Annotated in this window: 20 protein-coding genes; 13 read left to right on the forward strand and 7 right to left on the reverse strand. The window is 54.3% G+C overall.

The window, feature by feature from the left end; translation table 11 throughout:
• Nucleotides 1–240: 240 nt before the first annotated feature.
• Complete coding sequence (gene hcp, locus AAIG39_RS11745) at nucleotides 241–1,893, forward strand: hydroxylamine reductase (protein ID WP_343193919.1); 1,653 nt, start codon at nucleotides 241–243, stop codon at nucleotides 1,891–1,893.
• A gap of 10 nt (nucleotides 1,894–1,903) precedes the next feature.
• Nucleotides 1,904–2,872 (forward strand): NADH oxidoreductase, encoded by a 969-nt coding sequence (gene hcr / locus AAIG39_RS11750; protein ID WP_343193920.1) that lies wholly within the window; start codon nucleotides 1,904–1,906, stop codon nucleotides 2,870–2,872.
• Nucleotides 2,873–2,928: 56 nt separating this feature from the next.
• Here hcr and AAIG39_RS11755 read toward each other — a convergent pair whose 3' ends face one another.
• A complete protein-coding gene (locus AAIG39_RS11755; protein ID WP_249568593.1) occupies nucleotides 2,929–3,360 on the reverse strand; it encodes a DoxX family protein in 432 nt (143 codons plus the stop codon).
• 153 nt (nucleotides 3,361–3,513) lie between these two features.
• Here AAIG39_RS11755 and poxB point away from each other — a divergent pair, with 153 nt between their 5' ends.
• From poxB to AAIG39_RS11775, 4 genes are all read left to right on the forward strand, one after another.
• A complete protein-coding gene (gene poxB, locus AAIG39_RS11760) occupies nucleotides 3,514–5,232 on the forward strand; it encodes a ubiquinone-dependent pyruvate dehydrogenase (protein WP_249568594.1) in 1,719 nt (572 codons plus the stop codon).
• 151 nt (nucleotides 5,233–5,383) lie between these two features.
• Entirely contained in the window at nucleotides 5,384–6,385 is a 1,002-nt protein-coding gene (gene ltaE, locus AAIG39_RS11765; RefSeq protein ID WP_343193921.1) for a low-specificity L-threonine aldolase, read from the forward strand.
• 10 nt (nucleotides 6,386–6,395) lie between these two features.
• A complete protein-coding gene (locus AAIG39_RS11770) occupies nucleotides 6,396–7,829 on the forward strand; it encodes a DUF2867 domain-containing protein (RefSeq protein WP_343193922.1) in 1,434 nt (477 codons plus the stop codon).
• Between the two features lie 99 nt (nucleotides 7,830–7,928).
• Entirely contained in the window at nucleotides 7,929–8,942 is a 1,014-nt protein-coding gene (locus AAIG39_RS11775; RefSeq protein ID WP_249568597.1) for an NAD-dependent epimerase/dehydratase family protein, read from the forward strand.
• 22 nt (nucleotides 8,943–8,964) lie between these two features.
• Here AAIG39_RS11775 and AAIG39_RS11780 read toward each other — a convergent pair whose 3' ends face one another.
• Both AAIG39_RS11780 and AAIG39_RS11785 read right to left on the reverse strand, forming a co-directional pair.
• Nucleotides 8,965–9,795 (reverse strand): N-acetylmuramoyl-L-alanine amidase, encoded by an 831-nt coding sequence (locus tag AAIG39_RS11780; protein ID WP_343193923.1) that lies wholly within the window; start codon nucleotides 9,793–9,795, stop codon nucleotides 8,965–8,967.
• Nucleotides 9,795–10,115 (reverse strand): heavy metal-binding domain-containing protein, encoded by a 321-nt coding sequence (locus AAIG39_RS11785; RefSeq protein ID WP_249568599.1) that lies wholly within the window; start codon nucleotides 10,113–10,115, stop codon nucleotides 9,795–9,797. Before AAIG39_RS11785 ends, AAIG39_RS11780 begins: the two co-directional genes overlap by 1 nt.
• A 104-nt stretch (nucleotides 10,116–10,219) precedes the next feature.
• On the opposite strand from AAIG39_RS11785, the gene AAIG39_RS11790 reads away from it, so the two are divergent.
• The 6 genes from AAIG39_RS11790 to artJ all read left to right on the forward strand — a co-directional run bounded on the left by AAIG39_RS11790 (nucleotide 10,220) and on the right by artJ (nucleotide 14,748).
• Nucleotides 10,220–10,735, forward strand: coding sequence for a lipoprotein (locus tag AAIG39_RS11790; protein ID WP_090087096.1), 516 nt, complete (start codon nucleotides 10,220–10,222; stop codon nucleotides 10,733–10,735).
• A gap of 220 nt (nucleotides 10,736–10,955) precedes the next feature.
• On the forward strand, nucleotides 10,956–11,684 hold the full coding sequence (artP, locus tag AAIG39_RS11795; protein WP_090087094.1) for an arginine ABC transporter ATP-binding protein ArtP: 729 nt from the start codon (nucleotides 10,956–10,958) through the stop codon (nucleotides 11,682–11,684).
• An 18-nt stretch (nucleotides 11,685–11,702) separates the two neighbouring features.
• Entirely contained in the window at nucleotides 11,703–12,434 is a 732-nt protein-coding gene (gene artI, locus AAIG39_RS11800) for an arginine ABC transporter substrate-binding protein ArtI (RefSeq protein ID WP_047371087.1), read from the forward strand.
• Between the two features lie 6 nt (nucleotides 12,435–12,440).
• Nucleotides 12,441–13,157, forward strand: a complete 717-nt coding sequence (gene artQ, locus AAIG39_RS11805; RefSeq protein WP_090087090.1) for an arginine ABC transporter permease ArtQ — start codon at nucleotides 12,441–12,443, stop codon at nucleotides 13,155–13,157.
• Nucleotides 13,157–13,825, forward strand: a complete 669-nt coding sequence (gene artM / locus AAIG39_RS11810) for an arginine ABC transporter permease ArtM (protein ID WP_090087088.1) — start codon at nucleotides 13,157–13,159, stop codon at nucleotides 13,823–13,825. The genes artQ and artM overlap by 1 nt, the downstream gene beginning before the upstream one ends.
• A 191-nt stretch (nucleotides 13,826–14,016) precedes the next feature.
• The gene (gene artJ / locus AAIG39_RS11815; RefSeq protein WP_090087086.1) at nucleotides 14,017–14,748 is read left to right on the forward strand and encodes an arginine ABC transporter substrate-binding protein ArtJ; all 732 of its coding nucleotides are present in this window, start codon (nucleotides 14,017–14,019) and stop codon (nucleotides 14,746–14,748) included.
• A 47-nt stretch (nucleotides 14,749–14,795) separates the two neighbouring features.
• Here artJ and AAIG39_RS11820 read toward each other — a convergent pair whose 3' ends face one another.
• On the reverse strand, nucleotides 14,796–16,277 hold the full coding sequence (locus tag AAIG39_RS11820; RefSeq protein WP_343193924.1) for a sensor histidine kinase: 1,482 nt from the start codon (nucleotides 16,275–16,277) through the stop codon (nucleotides 14,796–14,798).
• A complete protein-coding gene (locus AAIG39_RS11825; protein ID WP_142519116.1) occupies nucleotides 16,274–16,993 on the reverse strand; it encodes a response regulator transcription factor in 720 nt (239 codons plus the stop codon). Before AAIG39_RS11825 ends, AAIG39_RS11820 begins: the two co-directional genes overlap by 4 nt.
• Before the next feature lie 191 nt (nucleotides 16,994–17,184).
• On the opposite strand from AAIG39_RS11825, the gene AAIG39_RS11830 reads away from it, so the two are divergent.
• Nucleotides 17,185–17,439, forward strand: a complete 255-nt coding sequence (locus AAIG39_RS11830; protein ID WP_249568603.1) for a pentapeptide MXKDX repeat protein — start codon at nucleotides 17,185–17,187, stop codon at nucleotides 17,437–17,439.
• 73 nt (nucleotides 17,440–17,512) lie between these two features.
• Here the strand turns inward: AAIG39_RS11830 and AAIG39_RS11835 are convergent, their stop codons facing one another.
• Entirely contained in the window at nucleotides 17,513–18,112 is a 600-nt protein-coding gene (locus AAIG39_RS11835; RefSeq protein ID WP_343193925.1) for a hypothetical protein, read from the reverse strand.
• 26 nt (nucleotides 18,113–18,138) lie between these two features.
• On the reverse strand, nucleotides 18,139–19,275 hold the full coding sequence (gene rlmC, locus AAIG39_RS11840; protein ID WP_343193926.1) for a 23S rRNA (uracil(747)-C(5))-methyltransferase RlmC: 1,137 nt from the start codon (nucleotides 19,273–19,275) through the stop codon (nucleotides 18,139–18,141).
• Nucleotides 19,276–19,291: the final 16 nt, after the last annotated feature.

The raw sequence follows: 19,291 nt of genomic DNA on the forward strand, positions 1-19,291 counted from the left end.
TTTTCGCTCAAGGAAAACGCCGGTATCTTCACAATCTGCAGTATCGCTAATAATTCTCTCTATTATTATGTGCGCTTTCTCTTTTTAACATTTACCCCCTAAGCGGTAGACATCAGGCTCTAAAATTGCGCTAAATCAATCTCTCTGCAAATTGCATAAAAAACACCTTTTAAGCCATCCGGGAGCAGCATAATCTTAAACATGCATTTCAAATATAACTTTAATCTATAAGGTGTGACTATGTTTTGTGTGCAATGTGAACAGACCATCCGTACCCCGGCTGGTGACGGCTGCGCGTATGCGCAGGGTATGTGCGGCAAAACGGCCGAAACATCGGACCTGCAGGATCTTCTGATCGCCGCGCTGCAAGGGCTGTCTGCCTGGGCCAGCAAAGCGCGTGAATACGGCATTATCGTTCACGAGATCGATAACTTTGCTCCACGAGCCTTCTTCTCCACGCTGACTAATGTCAACTTCGATTCCGTCCGTATCGTCGGCTACGCGCGTGAAGCAATTGCTTACCGCGAAGCGTTAAAAGCGCAGTGCCTGAACAAAGACCCGGCAGCCACTGTCGATAATCCGATGGCAGACCTGCAACTGGTAAGTGACGACCTGGGCGACCTGCAGCGTCAGGCGGCAGCGTTCACACCCAATATTGACAAAGCGGTTATCGGCGAAAATATTCTCGGCCTGCGCCTGCTGTGCCTGTACGGTCTGAAAGGGGCCGCAGCATATATGGAGCACGCCCACGTACTCGGCCAGTACGACAACGAAATTTACGCGCAGTACCATAAAATTATGGCGTGGCTGGGTACCTGGCCTGCTGACATGAACGCCCTGCTCAACTGCTCGATGGAAATCGGTCAGATGAACTTTAAAGTGATGAGCATCCTGGATGCGGGGGAAACCACCGCCTACGGTCACCCTACGCCGACTCAGGTCAACGTGAAAGCCGTTGCCGGTAAATGCATCCTGATTTCCGGGCATGATCTGAAAGACCTGCATAACCTGCTGCAACAGACCGAAGGCTCGGGTGTTAACGTCTATACCCATGGCGAAATGTTGCCAGCCCACGGCTACCCGGAACTGCGCAAATATAAACACCTGGTAGGTAACTACGGCAGCGGCTGGCAGAACCAGCAGGTTGAATTTGCCCGTTTCCCTGGCCCAATCGTAATGACCTCTAACTGTATCATTGACCCGACCGTCGGTTCCTATGATGACCGCATCTGGACTCGCAGCATCGTCGGCTGGCCGGGCGTGAATCATCTGGAAGGCGATGACTTCACACCCGTTATCGATCAGGCAAAGCAACTGGCGGGTTTCCCGTACAGCGAAATCGAACATCTGATCACCGTTGGTTTTGGCCGTCAGACGCTGCTGGGCGCCGTGGATACCTTGATTGATCTGGTAAGCCGCGAAAAACTGCGTCACGTCTTCCTGCTTGGCGGCTGTGATGGCGCACGCGGTGAACGTAACTATTTCACCGACTTCGCCACCAGCGTACCGGATGACTGTCTGATCCTGACACTGGCGTGCGGTAAATACCGCTTTAATAAGCTGGACTTCGGCAATATCGAAGGTCTGCCGCGTCTGGTGGATGCCGGTCAGTGCAACGACGCCTATTCGGCCATTATTCTTGCCGTCACGCTGGCAGAAAAACTGGGCTGTGGCGTGAACGATCTGCCGCTGTCGCTGGTGCTTTCCTGGTTTGAACAGAAAGCGATTGTCATTCTCCTGACCCTGCTCTCCCTGGGCGTCACCAATATCGTGACCGGCCCAACGGCACCAGGCTTCCTGACGCCAGATCTGCTGGCGGTACTGAATGAGAAATTCGGTCTGCGTTCAATCACGACCGTAGAGCAGGATATGCAGCAGTTACTGAGCGCATAAGGAGCAGAGAATGACGATGCCAACCCCGCAGTGTCCGTGGCGTATGCAGGTTCATCACATCCAACAGGAAACACCGGATGTCTGGACGCTATCGCTGTTATGCCATGATTATTACCCGTACCGTGCAGGCCAATATGCGCTGGTGAGTATTCGCAACAGCGCTGAGCAGATGCGTGCTTATACAATCTCCTCCACACCAGGAGTGAGTGAGTACATCACATTGACAATCCGTCGTCTCGACGGCGGTCTGGGCTCGGAGTGGCTGACGCGAGACGTCAAACGCGGTGATTATCTCTGGCTGTCTGATGCGCAAGGGGAATTTACCTGCGACAACAAGGCCAGTGATAAATTGCTTTTGCTGGCGGCGGGCTGTGGGGTAACACCGATCATGTCGATGCGCCGCTGGCTGGCAAAATACCGTCCGCAGGCTGATGTGCAGGTTATCTTTAGCGTGCGCTCACCCCAGGATGTGATTTTTGCCGATGAGTGGAAAAATTACCCGGTGACCCTGGTGGCGGAAAACAACGCCACGACAGGTTTTCTTTCCGGTCGTCTTACACAAGAGATCCTGCGCAGCGTCCCGGACCTTGCCGCGCGTACCGTCATGACCTGTGGACCAGCGCCGTACATGGACCAGGTTGAGAAGGACGTTAAGGCACTGGGCGTGACGCAATTCTTTAATGAGAAGTTCTTTACCCCGGCGGCAGAAGCGGCAACCAGCGGTCTGAAATTTACGAAATTGCAACCGGCGAAAGCATTTTATAGTCCGGTTGGCGCCACGTTGCTGGAAGCCTTTGAAAGTAATAAGGTGCCGGTTAATGCAGCCTGTCGTGCGGGCGTGTGCGGTTCGTGTAAAACGAAGGTGATATCCGGTAAGTACAGCGTCACCAGCACCATGACATTAACGCCGCAAGAAATTGCTGAGGGTTATGTTCTGGCGTGTTCCTGCCACCCGGAAAGCGACCTCGTACTGGCATAAATGCCGGTCCCTGATAAGCAAAAGCCCTTCCTTTTCAGGAGGGGCTTTTTTATACCTTAACGCCAGTCTGACGGCGCAACGGAGTAACGTCCCGCGCCCAGGAAGGCCAGTGCCAGTGCCGCAACAAAGAAATAGACCAGGCTTTCAATCGCCCATGCGCCCGTCTTATCCAGCATTGCCGTGTTGTTAATGCCTACCATCAACCAGGCAACTACCATAGTGAATGCCAGAACCAACGCTGCCGGACGTACCAGAATGCCGAGAATAATCAGGGCCGGGCAAACCACTTCGCCAATCAACACACCGTAGGCGATAAAGCCAGGCAATCCTTTCGCCACCAGCATACCAGCGATGCCATCAATACCGCCGATGAGCTTGTGCAGTCCGTGGAACAACATCAATCCACCGACGGTCAAACGCAGCAATAAACGACCAAAGTCCTCATGCGCCAACATCTTATTAACAGAACTTAACAGCGATTTAATCATTTGAAATGATTCCTATTTTTATCCAACTGTAAGCAGATTATTCCTAATCCCTAAATAAATAAAGCCCTAACTAATTAGGGGCAATTTACGCACAAATAATGACATTTCATCGACTACGCTTGGTAGACGGAACAATAAGATGGAGGCGTAACGATGAAACAAACTGTAGCCGCTTATATCGCCAGAACACTTGAACAGGCAGGGGTGAAACGCATCTGGGGTGTGACCGGAGATTCGTTAAACGGATTAAGCGACAGCCTTAACCGCATGGGCACCATAGACTGGATGTCCACGCGCCATGAAGAAGTTGCGGCGTTTGCAGCAGGCGCGGAAGCGCAACTCACCGGTGAGCTGGCTGTCTGTGCCGGCTCCTGCGGACCTGGCAACCTGCATCTGATTAACGGACTGTTCGATTGCCATCGCAACCACGTGCCTGTGCTGGCTATTGCCGCTCATATTCCCTCAAGCGAAATCGGCAGCGGCTATTTTCAGGAGACCCATCCGCAGGAGTTGTTCCGCGAATGCAGCCACTATTGTGAGCTGGTTTCGACCCCCGAACAGATCCCGCAGGTGCTGGCCATCGCCATGCGCAAAGCGGTGCTTAACCGTGGCGTTTCCGTCGTCGTCTTACCCGGCGATGTAGCGTTGAAACCGGCACCAGAAACCGCCAGCAGTCACTGGTATCCGGCCCCACAGCCAGTCGTGGTCCCCGCTGAGGAGGAGTTAAAAAAACTCGCGCAATTGCTGCGCTACTCCAGCAATATCGCCCTGATGTGTGGCAGTGGTTGCGCAGGAGCGCACAGCGCATTGATTGAATTTGCCGGTAAGTTGAAAGCTCCTGTTGTGCATGCCATGCGCGGTAAAGAACATGTGGAGTACGACAACCCGTACGATGTCGGCATGACCGGGTTAATTGGCTTCTCATCGGGTTTTCATACCATGATGAACGCCGATACATTAATCCTGCTCGGCACCCAGTTCCCCTATCGCGCGTTTTATCCCACGGATGCCAAAATCATTCAGATTGATATCAATCCGGGCAGCATAGGCGCACACAGCAAAGTAGACATGGCGCTGGTAGGCGATATCAATGCCACCCTCACCGCCCTGCTTCCGCTGCTGGAAGAAAAAACCGATCGCCGCTTTCTGGACAAAGCGCTGGAGCACTATCGAGATGCACGTAAGGGCCTGGACGATCTGGCAAAACCCAGTGAGAAAGCCATTCACCCACAATATCTGGCGCAACAGATCAGCCATTTCGCCAGCGACGACGCCATCTTTACCTGCGATGTAGGCACACCTACCGTCTGGGCGGCACGTTATCTGAAAATGAACGGTAAGCGCCGTCTGCTGGGGTCGTTCAACCACGGTTCGATGGCCAATGCGATGCCGCAGGCGCTGGGGGCAAAAGCGACGCATCCACAACGCCAGGTCGTGGCGATGTGCGGCGACGGCGGTTTCAGCATGCTGATGGGTGACTTTCTCTCCGTGGTGCAAATGAAGCTGCCTGTCAAAATCATCGTTTTTAACAATAGCGTACTCGGCTTTGTGGCAATGGAGATGAAGGCGGGTGGCTATCTCACTGATGGTACCGAACTGCACGATACCAATTTCGCCCGCATTGCCGAAGCCTGCGGAATAACCGGTATCCGGGTGGAAAAATCCGCCGATGTGGATGAAGCCCTCCAGCGCGCATTCTCTATTGATGGCCCGGTGCTGGTGGATGTGGTGGTAGCGAAAGAAGAGCTGGCTATCCCGCCGCAAATCAAACTGGAACAGGCCAAAGGCTTTAGCCTTTATATGCTGCGCGCCATTATCAACGGACGAGGCGATGAGGTGATGGAACTGGCGAAAACGAACTGGCTCAGGTAAAACATCCTTTTTACCTCTACACAAAATCATTCATGATGCGTCAAGGCGGTAAGCCGCATACCCCCGGGAACATAGATACGATGTGACTGGGGTTTGCGGGCGAAGCCAACACAGAGGCAGTGTGAAGGGTAAAGTGTAATAAGGAAATGCCATGATCGATTTACGCAGTGATACCGTCACCCGCCCGGGGCGCGCCATGCTGGAACATATGCTGGCAGCACCGGTCGGAGACGATGTTTACGGGGATGACCCGACCGTCAATGAACTGCAGCATTACGCGGCAGAACTGGGCGGCAAGGAAGCGGCGTTATTTCTGCCTACGGGTACCCAGGCAAACCTGGTGGCATTACTCAGCCATTGTGAGCGTGGGGAAGAGTATATTGTCGGCCAGGCCGCCCATAATTACCTGTACGAAGCCGGTGGCGCTGCCGTGCTGGGCAGTATCCAGCCACAACCTATCGACGCCGCGCCTGATGGCAGCCTGCCGCTCGATAAAGTGGCAATGAAAATCAAACCAGACGATATCCATTTTGCCCGCACCCGGCTGTTAAGCCTGGAAAACACCCACAACGGAAAAGTCCTGCCGCGCGACTACCTGCGCCAGGCGTGGGAGTTCACCCGCCAGCGTAACCTCGCGCTGCACGTTGATGGCGCACGCATTTTCAATGCCGTGGTGGAATATGGCTGCGCGCTGCGCGACATTACCCAATACTGCGACTCGTTCACCATTTGTCTTTCCAAAGGTCTTGGTACGCCCGTCGGGTCTTTGCTGGTGGGAAGCAAGGACTACATCAGGCGCGCCACTCGATGGCGTAAAATGACCGGCGGCGGCATGCGCCAGGCCGGGATACTGGCCGCAGCAGGTCTCTATGCGCTTGAGCATAATGTTCAGCGACTGAAAGAAGATCACGACAACGCAGCCTGGCTGGCGGCACAGTTGCGTGAGATCGGCGCCGACGTGATGCGTTGTGACACCAATATGCTGTTCGTCCGCGCAGGCGAAGAAAACGCGGCGGCGCTTGGGGACTTTATGCGTGAGCGTGATGTGCTGATTAACGCATCGCCAATTGTCCGTCTGGTGACCCATCTGGACGTCAGCCGCGATCAGCTTGCCGATGTCGTTTCTCACTGGCAGGCTTTTTTGCAGCGTTAAGGAGCCGGGTGTGCCGCAACGTATTCTGGTGCTGGGAGCCAGTGGCTACATTGGTCAGCACCTGATCCAGGCGTTAAGTCAGCAGGGTCATGAGATTCTCGCGGTGGCACGCCATCTCTCTCGCCTGCAAAAACTGCAGTTGCCAGGCGTAAGCTGTCATGAAACTGACCTTATCTGGCCGGACAATCTCCCGGCGCTGTTTCAGGGTATCGATACGCTCTATTTCCTGGTGCATAGCATGGGCGAGAGCGGTGACTTTATCGCCCAGGAGCGACAAATAGCCCTCAACGTGCGCGATGCGCTGAGAGAATGCCCGGTCCGGCAGGTGATTTTTCTCAGCTCACTGCAGGCCAAAGAGACCAGTGATTCGAGCCATCTGATTGCCCGCCAGCTCACCGGCGATATCCTGCGTGACGCGGGGGTTCCTGTTACGGAATTGCGCGCCGGAATTATCGTTGGCGCAGGTTCGGCCGCGTTTGAAGTGATGCGCGATATGGTTTACAACCTGCCGGTGTTGACGCCGCCGCTGTGGGTACGCTCACGTACAACGCCTGTCGCGCTGGAGAATCTGCTCCACTATCTTCTGGAGTTACGCCACCATCCGGCGCCTGAACATCGGGTTTTCGAAGCCGCCGGTCCAGAAACGCTGAGCTACCAGCAACAGTTTGAACATTTTATGGCGGTCAGCGGCGTTACCCGTCCGCTGATCCCCATACCTCTGCCCACCCGGCTTATCTCAGTCTGGTTTTTGCAGGTCATCACGTCAGTGCCGCCGACCATCGCTCGCTCCCTGATTCAGGGATTAAAGCACGACTTGCTGGCTGACGATGCTCCCCTTCGCCAGCTCATCCCCCAGCCCCTGCTCACTTTCGACGAGGCTGTTCGTCGTACACTTCGCGAAGAAGAGAAACTGGTGAACTCCAGCGACTGGGGGTACTCCCCGCAGGCATTTGCGCGCTGGCGTCCACAATATGGCTACTTCCCCAAACAGGCAGGCTTCACCGTTGAAACCAGCGCAAGCCCGCAAGCGCTATGGGAGGTGGTTAATCAGATCGGCGGTAAAGAGCGCTATTTTTTTGGCAATTTTCTCTGGCAAACCCGTGCAGCACTCGACCATCTGCTCGGCCATCGTCTGGCGAAAGGCCGTCCGCAACGTCCGTTTTTGCAGCCAGGCGATCAGGTTGATAGCTGGAAAGTGATCATCGCCGAGCCGCAAGAGCAGCTGGCACTGCTGTTTGGGATGAAAGCGCCGGGGCTGGGCCGCCTGAGTTTTACCCTCACCGACAAAGGTCATCACCGCCTGCTGGATGTGCGCGCATGGTGGCATCCGCATGGAATGCCGGGGCTGCTCTACTGGTTGCTGATGATCCCCGCGCATCTGTTTATTTTTCGGGGCATGGCGCGGCGTATTGCGCGACTGGCAGAACAAAACACAGAAAAATAGTAAATTCAGACATTATTCTTTCACGTTTCCCATTGCATACCGCCGTATTTCACGGAAGAATGCGCACGCAATGATTGCGGGTCACTATAGTGGATTGCTATGAAGGTTCTGGTCACAGGCGCAACCAGCGGTTTAGGCCGAAACGCCGTCGAATATTTGCGTCAAAAAGGCATTAGCGTACGCGCAACGGGCCGCAATAAAGCCATGGGCGAGTTGCTGACAAAAATGGGCGCTGAGTTTATTCACGCCGATCTGACCGAGCTGGTCTCCTCACAGGCCAAAGTGATGCTCGCCGGCGTGGATACTCTGTGGCACTGCTCCAGTTTCACCTCACCCTGGGGTACTCAGGCGGCGTTCGACCTGGCAAATGTCCGGGCAACCCGTCGCCTTGGCGAATGGGCCGTGGCCTGGGGCGTACGCAACTTCATCCATATTTCCTCGCCGTCGCTTTATTTCGATTATCATCATCATCACGACATTCGTGAGGATTTCCGTCCGGCGCGTTTAGCAAACGAGTTCGCCCGCAGCAAAGCCGCCAGCGAAGAGGTAATTCAACTGCTCGCGCAGGCCAACCCTAATACGCGTTTTACGGTGTTACGCCCGCAGAGTCTGTTCGGGCCGCACGATAAAGTCTTTATTCCCCGCCTGGCGCAGATGATGCACCACTACCGCAGTATATTATTGCCGCGCGGTGGGCAGGCACTGGTCGATATGACCTACTACGAAAACGCGGTGCATGCGATGTGGCTGGCAAGCCAGCCCGCCTGTGATGCGCTGCCCTCCGGGCGGGCGTACAACATTACCAACGGCGAGCCGCGAACCCTGCGCAGTATCGTGCAAAAGTTGATTGATGATTTGGGAATGGACTGCCGCATCCGCTCCGTGCCTTATGCAATGCTGGATATGATCGCACGCAGTATGGAACGTTTCGGCGACAAATCAGCCAAAGAACCGACCCTCACCCATTACGGCGTATCCAAGCTGAACTTTGATTTCACGCTGGATATCCGCCGGGCAAAAGAGGAGCTGGGGTATGAGCCCATTGTCTCTGTCGATGAGGGCATTGCCCGCACGGCATACTGGCTAAGGGATCACGGGAAGTTGCCGCGCTAAACGGCCCTTCCCGTAAACATCCTCACCCCTGGCCATATTTTTCCAGCAACGCCTCGGCAATCGCCTGCGTTTGCGCATCGGCAATGCCATTCCACAATGCCGGACGGAAATGCATCTGGAACGCCATAATCACCCGCTTCTGCTGGGCGGCGCTCATTTCCGGTTTGACCTCATAACCGTAGCGCGCCAGCAGATCGAGCAGTGATGCCGTCTCTACCGCTTCGTACGGCGCACGCCCATTCAGATAAAATGCCACACGCGCGGCATCCGGCCATGCGCCTATCCCCTGTGCCGCCAGCTCGCGCCACGGGAAAAGTGGCCCCGGATCATCTTTGCGCTGCGGGGCGATATCCGAATGCGCCACCACATTCTGTGGCTGAATGTTGTAACGACTGATAATGTCTTTCATCAGCGGAACCAGCGCGGCAATTTGTTCAGGCTCAAAAGGAGTAAATCGCTTTACCCCGGCCACGTTTTGCCAGCCACGATTTTCCAGTTCAATACCAATAGAGGTGTCATTGATGCGTGTCGCGTTGCGCCAGTAGCTGATCCCCGCATGCCAGGCCAGTTCGCTTTCCGGCACCAGTTGCCAGATACGCGGCTTACCGTGGTGTACAGGCGGATGCGCCGGGATCAAATAGTGCGAACTCACCTGCTTATCGGTGAGCGTCGCCAGCGAAACATCAAAATCATCCGCCGTGTAGTGCACCACCAGCACTTTGATACGCGGATACGCCGCCTGCGCCTGACGGCGGGTATCGAGCTGGTAGCCCTCTTTATCGACGATTCCCTTCTCACCCGCACATCCTGCCAGGAGCAGCGCTAATAAAAGCAAGGATAAAAAACGACTCATCAGCGTGTTTTCACCGCCGTACCGCTCACGCTCACCATCAGCATGCTGCTGTCTTTGCCCACCGTTTCATAATCGATATCGATACCGACGATGGCGTTTGCACCCAGCGCTTTTGCCTGTTCGCCCATCTCGTGAAAGGCAATCTCACGTGCCTTACGCAACTCTTTCTCATAGGCGCCTGAACGTCCGCCGACGATATCGCGGATACCGGCAAAAAAATCACGAAAAATATTAGCCCCCAGAATCGCCTCACCGGTAACAACGCCGCAGTATTCGACAATCGTCTGGCCTTCAAGGGTGGGTGTTGTTGAAAATTGCATCAGTGTCTCCTTTTTGATAGTCAGTGCGTTATAAAGCACATTATCGAAGCAATACACTATTCTTGAAAGGTGGTTATATCCGAAGAGAAAATAAGGAAATCAATATGCGCTACTCTGCTTTGACTCTCGTTTTACCGTGCGCGCTGCTGCTCAGCGCCTGTACCACGGTTACACCAGCGTTTAAGGATATCGGAACCCGCACCGGCCCTTGCATCGAAGGCGGCCCCGATACTGTTGCCCAAAAATTTTACGATTATCGCATTGAGCACCGCAGTAATGATTTTTCCGCACTGCGTCCGTACCTGAGCGACGATCTGGCTGGATTGCTCGCCTCAGCCAGCAAAGATAATCGCAACACCACGTTACTGAAATCCGATCCTTTCTCCAGCAGAACCGTGATGCCGGAGAAAGCAAGCGTCGCCAGCGCCTCAACAATCCCAAACACCGATGCGCGAAATATTCCACTGCGGGTCACCCTGACCCAGGGTTCCCGGAGCTGGCAGGATGAAGTGCTGATGATCCGTGAAGGTCAGTGCTGGGCAGTAGATGATGTGCGCTACCTCGGCGGTGCAGCCCATGCCCCGGCCGGGACGTTGCGCCAGTCTGTTGAGCATCGATAACAAGATGCCCATGAAAGCGGGAAATATGCAGTAATCCCCGCTAAATGTCTGGCATTCCAGCGTGAATGCCGACATTTATGCCTGCTTCCATCACGCCCCGGTATTTTGTGCTAACTTTATGTGTGAATGCGGTTTATATTTAAGTTTTAACGCACAAATATTGCATAACTATTCTGTGAACGTTACTATTTGCGGCCTCAATTGCTATTAGATTGCCTCGATGAGTATAAAATTAAACGGCATTAACTGCTTCTATGGCGCGCACCAGGCGCTCTTTGACATTACGCTTGACTGCCCACAGGGTGAAACACTTGTGCTGCTTGGTCCAAGTGGCGCAGGCAAGAGCTCATTATTACGTGTTTTGAACCTGCTTGAGATGCCGCGCTCCGGTCAGTTAAGCATCGCAGGTAATCATTTCGATTTCGCCAAAGCCCCTTCTGACAAAGCGATTCGCGATTTGCGTCAGAATGTGGGTATGGTGTTTCAGCAATACAATCTTTGGCCACACTTAACGGTCGCACAGAACCTGATTGAGGCCCCCTGCCGTGTGCTGGGTCTGAGTAAAGATCAGGCGCTCGCCCGCGCGGACAAACTGCTGGAACGTCTGCGTCTTAAGCCCTATAGCGATCGTTATCCGTTGCATCTTTCCGGCGGCCAGCAGCAGCGCGTCGCGATTGCCCGCGCCCTGATGATGGAACCGCAGGTTCTGTTGTTTGATGAACCGACAGCCGCGCTGGACCCGGAAATTACCGCGCAAATTGTCAGCATCATCCGTGAACTGGCAGAAACAGGAATTACGCAGGTTATCGTGACCCATGAAGTGGAAGTGGCGCGCAAAACCGCCAGCCGCGTGGTCTATATGGAAAACGGTCATATTATCGAACAAGGGGATGCGAGCTGCTTTACTACGCCGCAGACCGACGCGTTTAAATATTATTTATCTCACTGAGTTCTCGGGGAAATGACAATGAAAAAAGTATTGATCGCCGCGCTGCTTGCAAGCGTCAGTCTGTCTGCTTCTGCAGCGCAGACCATCCGTTTTGCCACCGAAGCAAGCTACCCTCCGTTTGAATCTACCGACGCCAATAACAAAATCGTCGGTTTCGATGTGGATCTGGCAAACGCGCTGTGTAAAGAGATTGATGCCACCTGTACCTTCACCAACCAGGCGTTCGACAGCCTGATCCCGAGCCTGAAATTCCGTCGTTTCGACGCGGTAATGGCCGGTATGGACATCACCCCGGAGCGTGAGAAACAGGTTCTGTTTACCACCCCGTATTATGACAACTCTGCGCTGTTCGTGGGACAAACCGGGAAATACACCAGTATTGATGCTCTGAAAGGCAAGAAAGTGGGCGTGCAGAATGGCACCACGCACCAGAAATTTATCAACGATAAACACCCGGAAATCACCACCGTTCCGTACGACAGCTATCAGAATGCCAAACTTGATCTGCAGAATGGCCGTATCGATGCCGTATTTGGTGACACTGCGGTTGTCACCGAATGGCTGAAAGCGAACGACAAGCTGGCCGCTGTTGGTGACAAAGTGACAGATAAAGAGTACTTCGGCACCGGCCTGGGTATCGCGGTTCGTCAGGGCAACACCGAGTTGCAGCAGAAATTCAACACTGCGCTGGAAAAAGTGAAGAAAGATGGCACCTACGAAACCATCTACAACAAATGGTTCCAGAAGTAATCCTTGATGAATGAAATTTTTCCATTAGCAAGCGCCGCCGGGATGACCGTCGGCCTTGCCGTTTGCGCACTGGTCATCGGCCTGGTTCTGGCGATGATCTTTGCGGTATGGGAGTCAGCCAGGTGGCGTCCCGTTGCGTGGGCTGGCTCAGCGCTGGTCACCATTTTGCGCGGCTTACCAGAGATCCTGGTCGTGCTGTTTATCTATTTCGGCTCGTCACAGCTATTGTTACTTCTTTCTGATGGTTTCACCCTCAATCTGGGATTCGTTCAACTCCCGATACAGGTGCAGATCGAGAACTTTGATGTCAGCCCGTTCTTTTGCGGCGTGATCGCCCTGTCGTTGTTGTACTCTGCCTACGCGTCACAGACCCTACGCGGCGCGTTAAAAGCGGTACCGCAAGGCCAGTGGGAATCGGGCCAGGCGCTGGGGCTGTCAAAAAGCGCTATTTTCTTCCGTCTGGTCATGCCGCAAATGTGGCGTCACGCGTTGCCGGGTCTTGGCAACCAGTGGCTGGTACTGTTGAAAGATACCGCACTGGTTTCGCTTATCAGCGTTAATGACCTGATGTTGCAAACCAAAAGTATCGCCACCCGTACTCAGGAGCCGTTTACCTGGTACATTGTGGCGGCAGCGATTTATCTGGTGGTCACCCTGCTCAGTCAGTGGATCCTTAAGCGTATTGATCTGCGTGCCACACGCTTTGAACGGAGACCAGACTGATGCTTGAGTACTTACCCGAGCTCCTGAAAGGCCTGCACACCAGCCTGACGCTTACCGTGGCGTCGCTGATTGTCGCGCTGATTCTCTCGCTGCTCTTCACCATTGTGCTGACGCTGAAAACGCCCGTTCTGTCATGGGTAGTGCGTGGGTATATCACCCTGTTTACCGGTACCCCGCTGCTGGTGCAGATCTTCCTGATTTACTACGGTCCGGGCCAGTTCCCGGTACTACAGGAATACCCGGTTGTCTGGCACCTGCTGTCGGAACCCTGGCTGTGTGCTTTGCTGGCGCTCTCCTTAAACAGTGCGGCTTACACCACGCTGCTGTTTTACGGGGCGATCCGCGCCATTCCGCAAGGCCAGTGGCAATCCTGTAGCGCGCTGGGGATGAGTAAAAAAGACACGCTGGCAATTCTGTTGCCGTATGCATTCAAACGCGCCTTATCGTCCTATTCGAACGAAGTGGTGCTGGTATTCAAAAGTACCTCGCTGGCCTATACCATTACCCTGATGGAAGTGATGGGACATGGCCAGTTGCTGTACGGACGCACCTATGACGTGATGGTATTTGGTGCTGCCGGGGCGATCTATCTTATCGTTAACGGCCTGCTGACCCTGATGATGCGTCTGATTGAGCGTAAAGCGCTGGCATTTGAGCGTCGCAACTGAAAACACCACAATAAATGCATAAATAGTAATCAACAAAGCGAATAACCCATTAGTTATTCGCTTTTTTTATTAGACAAATAAAATAAGTAATCAAAAATATTGCATATAAATTCATTAGATGGCATTGTGAGTCCCATGCCTCAGACACGGCAACCGCAAAACAATAAGATTGACAGACAGGAGTTCCAAAAATGAAAAAACTGATTCTGGCCGCACTACTTGCCTCTTTCGCTGCTGGCGCAACTGCGGCAGATAAGATTAACTTCGGTGTCTCTGCTACCTACCCGCCGTTTGAATCCATGGATGCGAATAACAAGATTGTCGGTTTTGATATCGACCTGGCAAACGCGCTATGCGCACAGATGAAAGCAGACTGTACCTTCACTAACCACGCCTTTGACAGCCTGATCCCGTCCCTGAAATTCAAGAAATATGACGCGGTTATCTCCGGTATGGATATCACCCCGGAACGTAGCAAACAGGTCTCCTTCACCGAGCCGTACTACGCCAACTCCGCCGTGGTTATCGCCAAAAAAGATGCGTTCAAAACCTTCGATGACCTGAAAGGAAAACGTATCGGTATGGAAAACGGCACCACTCACCAGAAATACCTGCAGGATAAACACCCGGAAGTGAAAACGGTCGCCTATGACAGTTACCAGAATGCGATTATCGACCTGAAAAATGGCCGTATCGATGGTGTGTTCGGTGATACCGCTGTGGTCAACGAGTGGCTGAAAACCAACCCGCAACTGGGTGTTGCTACTCCGAAAGTGACCGATCCGCAATACTTCGGCACGGGTCTTGGCATCGCGGTACGTCCGGATAACAAAGCCCTGCTGGAAAAACTGAACGCGGCACTGGCTGCCATCAAAGCTGACGGTACTTACCAGAAAATCAGCGATCAGTGGTTCCCGCAGTAAGCAGACTCAAATAGAAAAAGCCGCATATTGCGGCTTTTTTTATCCCCTTACGCCCCCTGGAACGGCAGCGTGAAGCGGAAGCAGGAACCCGGTTGCGCATCCACCAGCCGGATATCACCACCATGCAGTTGCAGCATACGCCGGACAATCATCAGCCCAAGCCCGCCACGCGACTCTCCCGCACTGGCCTTTTCCAGAACCGAAGGACGCTGGAATAACGTGGCGCGCAGGGCGCCCGGTACGCCAGCGCCGTTGTCCTCAACGTCCACAATAAGCTGGTCCTCCTGCTGACGGGCACGCAGATAAATCTTCCCGCCGTTGGGCGTATGGCGCACGGCATTATCCAGTAAATTGGTGAGCACCCGTTCCATCATCGACAAATCGGCATACACCAGCGGCAGGTTGACGGGCAAATCCAGTAGTAGCCGGATATCGCGCGTTTCCGCCATCAGATCGAATTTCTGCGCTACATCCTGTAAAAGCTCCGCCATTGAGAACGGCTCCGGTTGCGGTTTGATGCCACCATGTTCCAGCCGCGCCAGTTCAAACAGCTGTTGAGACAGGTGCCGGACTTTGTTGCCCTGGCGCAAGGCGATACTCAAATAATGTTTCGACTCTTCCGCCGTTAAATGCCCGGCCTTTACCGACAGGGTTTCCAGATACCCCAGTAACGAGGTCAGTGGCGTACGTAGATCATGCGAAATGTTGGCGACAAACTCACGTCGTTGTCGGTCATTGTCCGCCAGTTGATCCCACTGGCTGGCTATCTGCCGGGAAAGCTCGATAAAGGCATTTTCCAGTACCGCGACTTCATTTCCCGCCCCGGTATCCGGCACACGCGCCGCCAGTTGCTTGATGGCGCTGATGCTATCCTGCTCCAGCCCCCGCACCTCGCGAGTCAATTTTTTCACCGGCCGTGTCACCCACCACCAGGTAAGACCGCCGGCCAGTGCGCCAAACACCGCCACTAACAGCAACGACCACAGCAATGCGCTCCACAGTGCTTTTTGCCAGGCAGTATCTGCCAGCGCGTTCAGATTCTCGCCCTGCAAAATAATATAGAGATAACCACGCAACTGGCCATCCAGGCGAACAGGCGACACGCTAAAGACTTTTTGTTTGTCGACACTGCGCGGATCGTCGCCGTAGACCGGCCAGGCCGCGCCAGATAAAAAGTGCTGTAACGGGGCAACATCGATATGCTCGCGACGAAGATGCCCCGGCGGTGCGGCATCGGCCAGCAAATCACCTTCCGGGGAGATCATATACAGTTCGACGCTGGGGTTGAGCGTCATCAGGCGGTCAAACAGGGATTTCAGCGTCTGGCGATTCACCTTCCCCTGCGAATCAAGCAGCGGCTCACTGCCGGCAATTTGCTGAGCAAGTCCCGCAGAGAGCCGTTGTACCATCGCATCGCCATAGCGGGTACTACTGTAGAGTTGCACGCTGCAGGCTGCGGCAGCGCAGAACAGGAGCAGCACAGTGAAAACCAGCGTCAGGCGCTGAGTCAGACTTAAACGACGCATCATTCCCCCTCACGCTCCGAAACAGCAAATTTATAACCTTTACCCCAGACGGTCAGAATGATTTCCGGTGCGGCGGCGTCCTTTTCAATCTTCATGCGCAGACGGTTGATATGCGTATTAACGGTATGCTCATAGCCTTCATGCTGATATCCCCACACCTGGTCGAGAAGTGCCAGGCGGGAGAAGACCTCGCCGGGGTGACGGGCAAACCAGTAGAGAAGATCGAACTCACGCGGCGTCAGATCAATCAACTCTCCGCGCAGGCGTACTTCGCGAGGAAGCGGGTCGATGGTTAAACCGTGACAGGCAATGCTGCCCATATCCAGGCGCAGATTACGTCCCATCGCCTCCTGGCGACGAAACAACGCCTTAACCCTGGCCACCAGCTCCAGCACCGAAAACGGCTTTGCCAGATAATCGTCCGCCCCCATTTCCAGCCCCAGAACCCGGTGAGTCTCACTGGTTCTGGCGCTGATGATAATGACCGGCAGATAGCGGGTCATCTGGCGGATACGGCGGCAAATCTCCAGCCCGTCAACATTAGGCAGCATCAGGTCGAGGATCACCGCATCCCAGTCGGTCTTTTCAAGCTGGGCGAGCGCGCGTGCCCCATCCTCTTCATGGACAATCTGGTAGCCTTCATCCTGCAAATTAAGCCGCAGCAGGCCGGCAATATCCCGATCGTCTTCGACCAGCAGTATTTTTTTTGCAGTTTCCATAGCCCGTTCCGGTTGAGTTTCTCTTTCTTAGCTTACCCAATAGTCGCGCATTGAGTTATCACAAATAATTTATATTTCCGTGAGGAAGTCGTGACTGGTCGCGGCGTAAGCTGCAACCAGTCACCTGGGCTTTCCATCCTCAGGCAGGGGGTCAGGTGACACACAACATCTTACCTTGCAAGGAAACCACTATGAAAAAGTTGATCCTCACCCTCGCCACCCTCTGTGCCTTTGGGGTGGCCAGCGCCCATGCCGCCGACACGATGAGTCAGGACGAAATGAAAAAGCAGGATGACAGCACCATGATGAAGAAAAAGGCGCCGATGAAACATGACGGGATGGCAAAAAAAGAGAGCACGATGAAGCACGGCGACAGGGCGAAAAAAGGAACGATGGGCAAAGAAGATGACATGATGAAGAAAAAATCGGACGGCATGAGCGAATAGTTCACCCACCGGCCCTCCGTCCTAAGTGCCGGGGGCCTGTTCGGGCTGCGCCCGGGAGGTATTTCCTGATACCCTAATCCAGGGTGACCTCTCTTTTTTGCTGTCGCTCTTGTGTCATGGGCTGCGCATTTAACGCCATGACCATATCGCCCAGCGTATTGAGCGGCATAACGGGGTTGCTCTCAAGATTTTCCAGGGTACGCCCGGCCCTTGTCGCTGCATCAGAGAGCGCATCGAAAAGTTCTTCGCTATCGTCCAGAGCAAAAGTCTCCAGCCTGTCTTCTGCCCGTAAGGGGACATTTAACCGCGCAACGTCACTCCCGCCCCACTCAATCACAGTATTCCAGACGGCACGAATTACCCAGGAGTCCACGTCCCGCCGATTAAATGCCCGCGCAAACTGACAGATACTTTCGCCCTGACGCTCCTTCGCCATTTCCAGGAACTTTTCGCGCCGTCTGCGTCCGTCCCTCATTCCGGAAACACTCAGCAGAGCCACCAACAGCGCAACGGCGAAAATAGCAGGATTGCCCGTGCTCACAAAGTCACGCACCAGGTAACAGACACCGTAAAGTACTCCGCCCAGCAGCGCAAACAGAACGGCGAATCCCACCACGCCGCAAGCCGGTGTGGCGGGTTTGAGAGGAAATAAGTGACGAGAAGGCATACGCATGGTCAGTGCCCTGATGAAGTAATGCTTTAAACCGTAGAACATTTCACCAGAAGTGTCAGCACTTCGTAATGCGCCGTGTGGGGGAACATATCAAACAGTTGCACACGCTCCACGCGATACCCCGGCAGCGCACGCAAGTCTGCCGCCATTGTGCGGGCATTACAGCTTGAGTAGATAATGTATGGCGGCGCCATCCGGCTCAGGTAATCACAAAGCGCCTGACCAATCCCACGACGCGGCGGGTTTACCAGCACCAGTTGCGGCGCATTTGTCTGGGCGGTCGCGAACTGGGTGGAGTCCAGCGCCTGAAAGTGCAAATCGGTCAGCCCCAGATCAGCCGCAGACTGTTTCGCGCAGGCAATCGCCTCCGGCGCAATTTCGATACCGGTGAGCGTCATCTCCGGTGTGGCACAGTGCAGACCAAAACCACCCACGCCGCAAAACAGATCCCACATATGGCGTACCGGCAGCCCCCTCACCCACTCACGCGCCGTGGCGTACAGCGCACTGGCGACAGCCGGATTGGTCTGAAAGAAACTCTGCGGACGGATCCACAACGGCACGCCGTTGAAGTTTTCCGCCAGCGCCTGCTGCTCAGTCAGGAAGATCTCCGTTTCCCCTTCCATAATTGCCATATGTACTGGCTGGATATTGACCGAAATTACATGAAGCTGCGGCAATTGCGCCTGTAACCACGGCAGTGCGGCACGTAACTGCTCAAGCCTGGCCGGTGAACGCAGCACAAAGCGCAGCATCATACCGCGGGTGTGTCGGCTTTCGGTTAATAACAGGTATTTCAGTTCGCCGCGTTTACGCGCCACGTTGTAGGGCGTTAAGCCTGCACGGGCGATAAAAGGCTTAAGGACAGCGAAAACCGCCTGAAACGAGGCGGGATAAAGCGGACAATCGGTCAAATCTTCGGGTGTACCGTCGCGGCGCAACATACCGAGCAGCGGTTTCTCCACGCTGCCGCTCACCACCATCTTGGCTTTATTACGAAACCCCTGCTCCGGACCGCTGACTGGCGCGCACCATTCCGTCACCGGTAAATCCGCCAGCAGGGTGCGAAGATCGGCCATTTTTGCACAGAGTTGGTCGCCAGTCGTTTGTTCAATCCACTGACAGGAGTGACAGCGCCTGGCATCAAATAGTGCGCACTGCATAATAAAACCTTCTTAA

The sequence above is a fragment of the Phytobacter palmae genome (assembly GCF_039409775.1).
GTDB classification, from domain to species: domain Bacteria; phylum Pseudomonadota; class Gammaproteobacteria; order Enterobacterales; family Enterobacteriaceae; genus Phytobacter; species Phytobacter palmae.

Coding starts and splice junctions, on each gene's coding strand:
- artI (WP_047371087.1), top strand. CDS start 11,703: ATGAAAAAAGTATTGATCGCCGCGCTGCTTGCAAGCGTCAGTCTGTCT.
- poxB (WP_249568594.1), top strand. CDS start 3,514: ATGAAACAAACTGTAGCCGCTTATATCGCCAGAACACTTGAACAGGCA.
- AAIG39_RS11825 (WP_142519116.1), bottom strand. CDS start 16,993: ATGGAAACTGCAAAAAAAATACTGCTGGTCGAAGACGATCGGGATATT.
- AAIG39_RS11790 (WP_090087096.1), top strand. CDS start 10,220: ATGCGCTACTCTGCTTTGACTCTCGTTTTACCGTGCGCGCTGCTGCTC.
- AAIG39_RS11830 (WP_249568603.1), top strand. CDS start 17,185: ATGAAAAAGTTGATCCTCACCCTCGCCACCCTCTGTGCCTTTGGGGTG.
- AAIG39_RS11820 (WP_343193924.1), bottom strand. CDS start 16,277: ATGATGCGTCGTTTAAGTCTGACTCAGCGCCTGACGCTGGTTTTCACT.
- artQ (WP_090087090.1), top strand. CDS start 12,441: ATGAATGAAATTTTTCCATTAGCAAGCGCCGCCGGGATGACCGTCGGC.
- rlmC (WP_343193926.1), bottom strand. CDS start 19,275: ATGCAGTGCGCACTATTTGATGCCAGGCGCTGTCACTCCTGTCAGTGG.
- hcp (WP_343193919.1), top strand. CDS start 241: ATGTTTTGTGTGCAATGTGAACAGACCATCCGTACCCCGGCTGGTGAC.
- AAIG39_RS11835 (WP_343193925.1), bottom strand. CDS start 18,112: ATGCGTATGCCTTCTCGTCACTTATTTCCTCTCAAACCCGCCACACCG.
- AAIG39_RS11780 (WP_343193923.1), bottom strand. CDS start 9,795: ATGAGTCGTTTTTTATCCTTGCTTTTATTAGCGCTGCTCCTGGCAGGA.
- AAIG39_RS11775 (WP_249568597.1), top strand. CDS start 7,929: ATGAAGGTTCTGGTCACAGGCGCAACCAGCGGTTTAGGCCGAAACGCC.
- ltaE (WP_343193921.1), top strand. CDS start 5,384: ATGATCGATTTACGCAGTGATACCGTCACCCGCCCGGGGCGCGCCATG.
- artP (WP_090087094.1), top strand. CDS start 10,956: ATGAGTATAAAATTAAACGGCATTAACTGCTTCTATGGCGCGCACCAG.
- artJ (WP_090087086.1), top strand. CDS start 14,017: ATGAAAAAACTGATTCTGGCCGCACTACTTGCCTCTTTCGCTGCTGGC.
- artM (WP_090087088.1), top strand. CDS start 13,157: ATGCTTGAGTACTTACCCGAGCTCCTGAAAGGCCTGCACACCAGCCTG.
- AAIG39_RS11785 (WP_249568599.1), bottom strand. CDS start 10,115: ATGCAATTTTCAACAACACCCACCCTTGAAGGCCAGACGATTGTCGAA.
- hcr (WP_343193920.1), top strand. CDS start 1,904: ATGACGATGCCAACCCCGCAGTGTCCGTGGCGTATGCAGGTTCATCAC.
- AAIG39_RS11755 (WP_249568593.1), bottom strand. CDS start 3,360: ATGATTAAATCGCTGTTAAGTTCTGTTAATAAGATGTTGGCGCATGAG.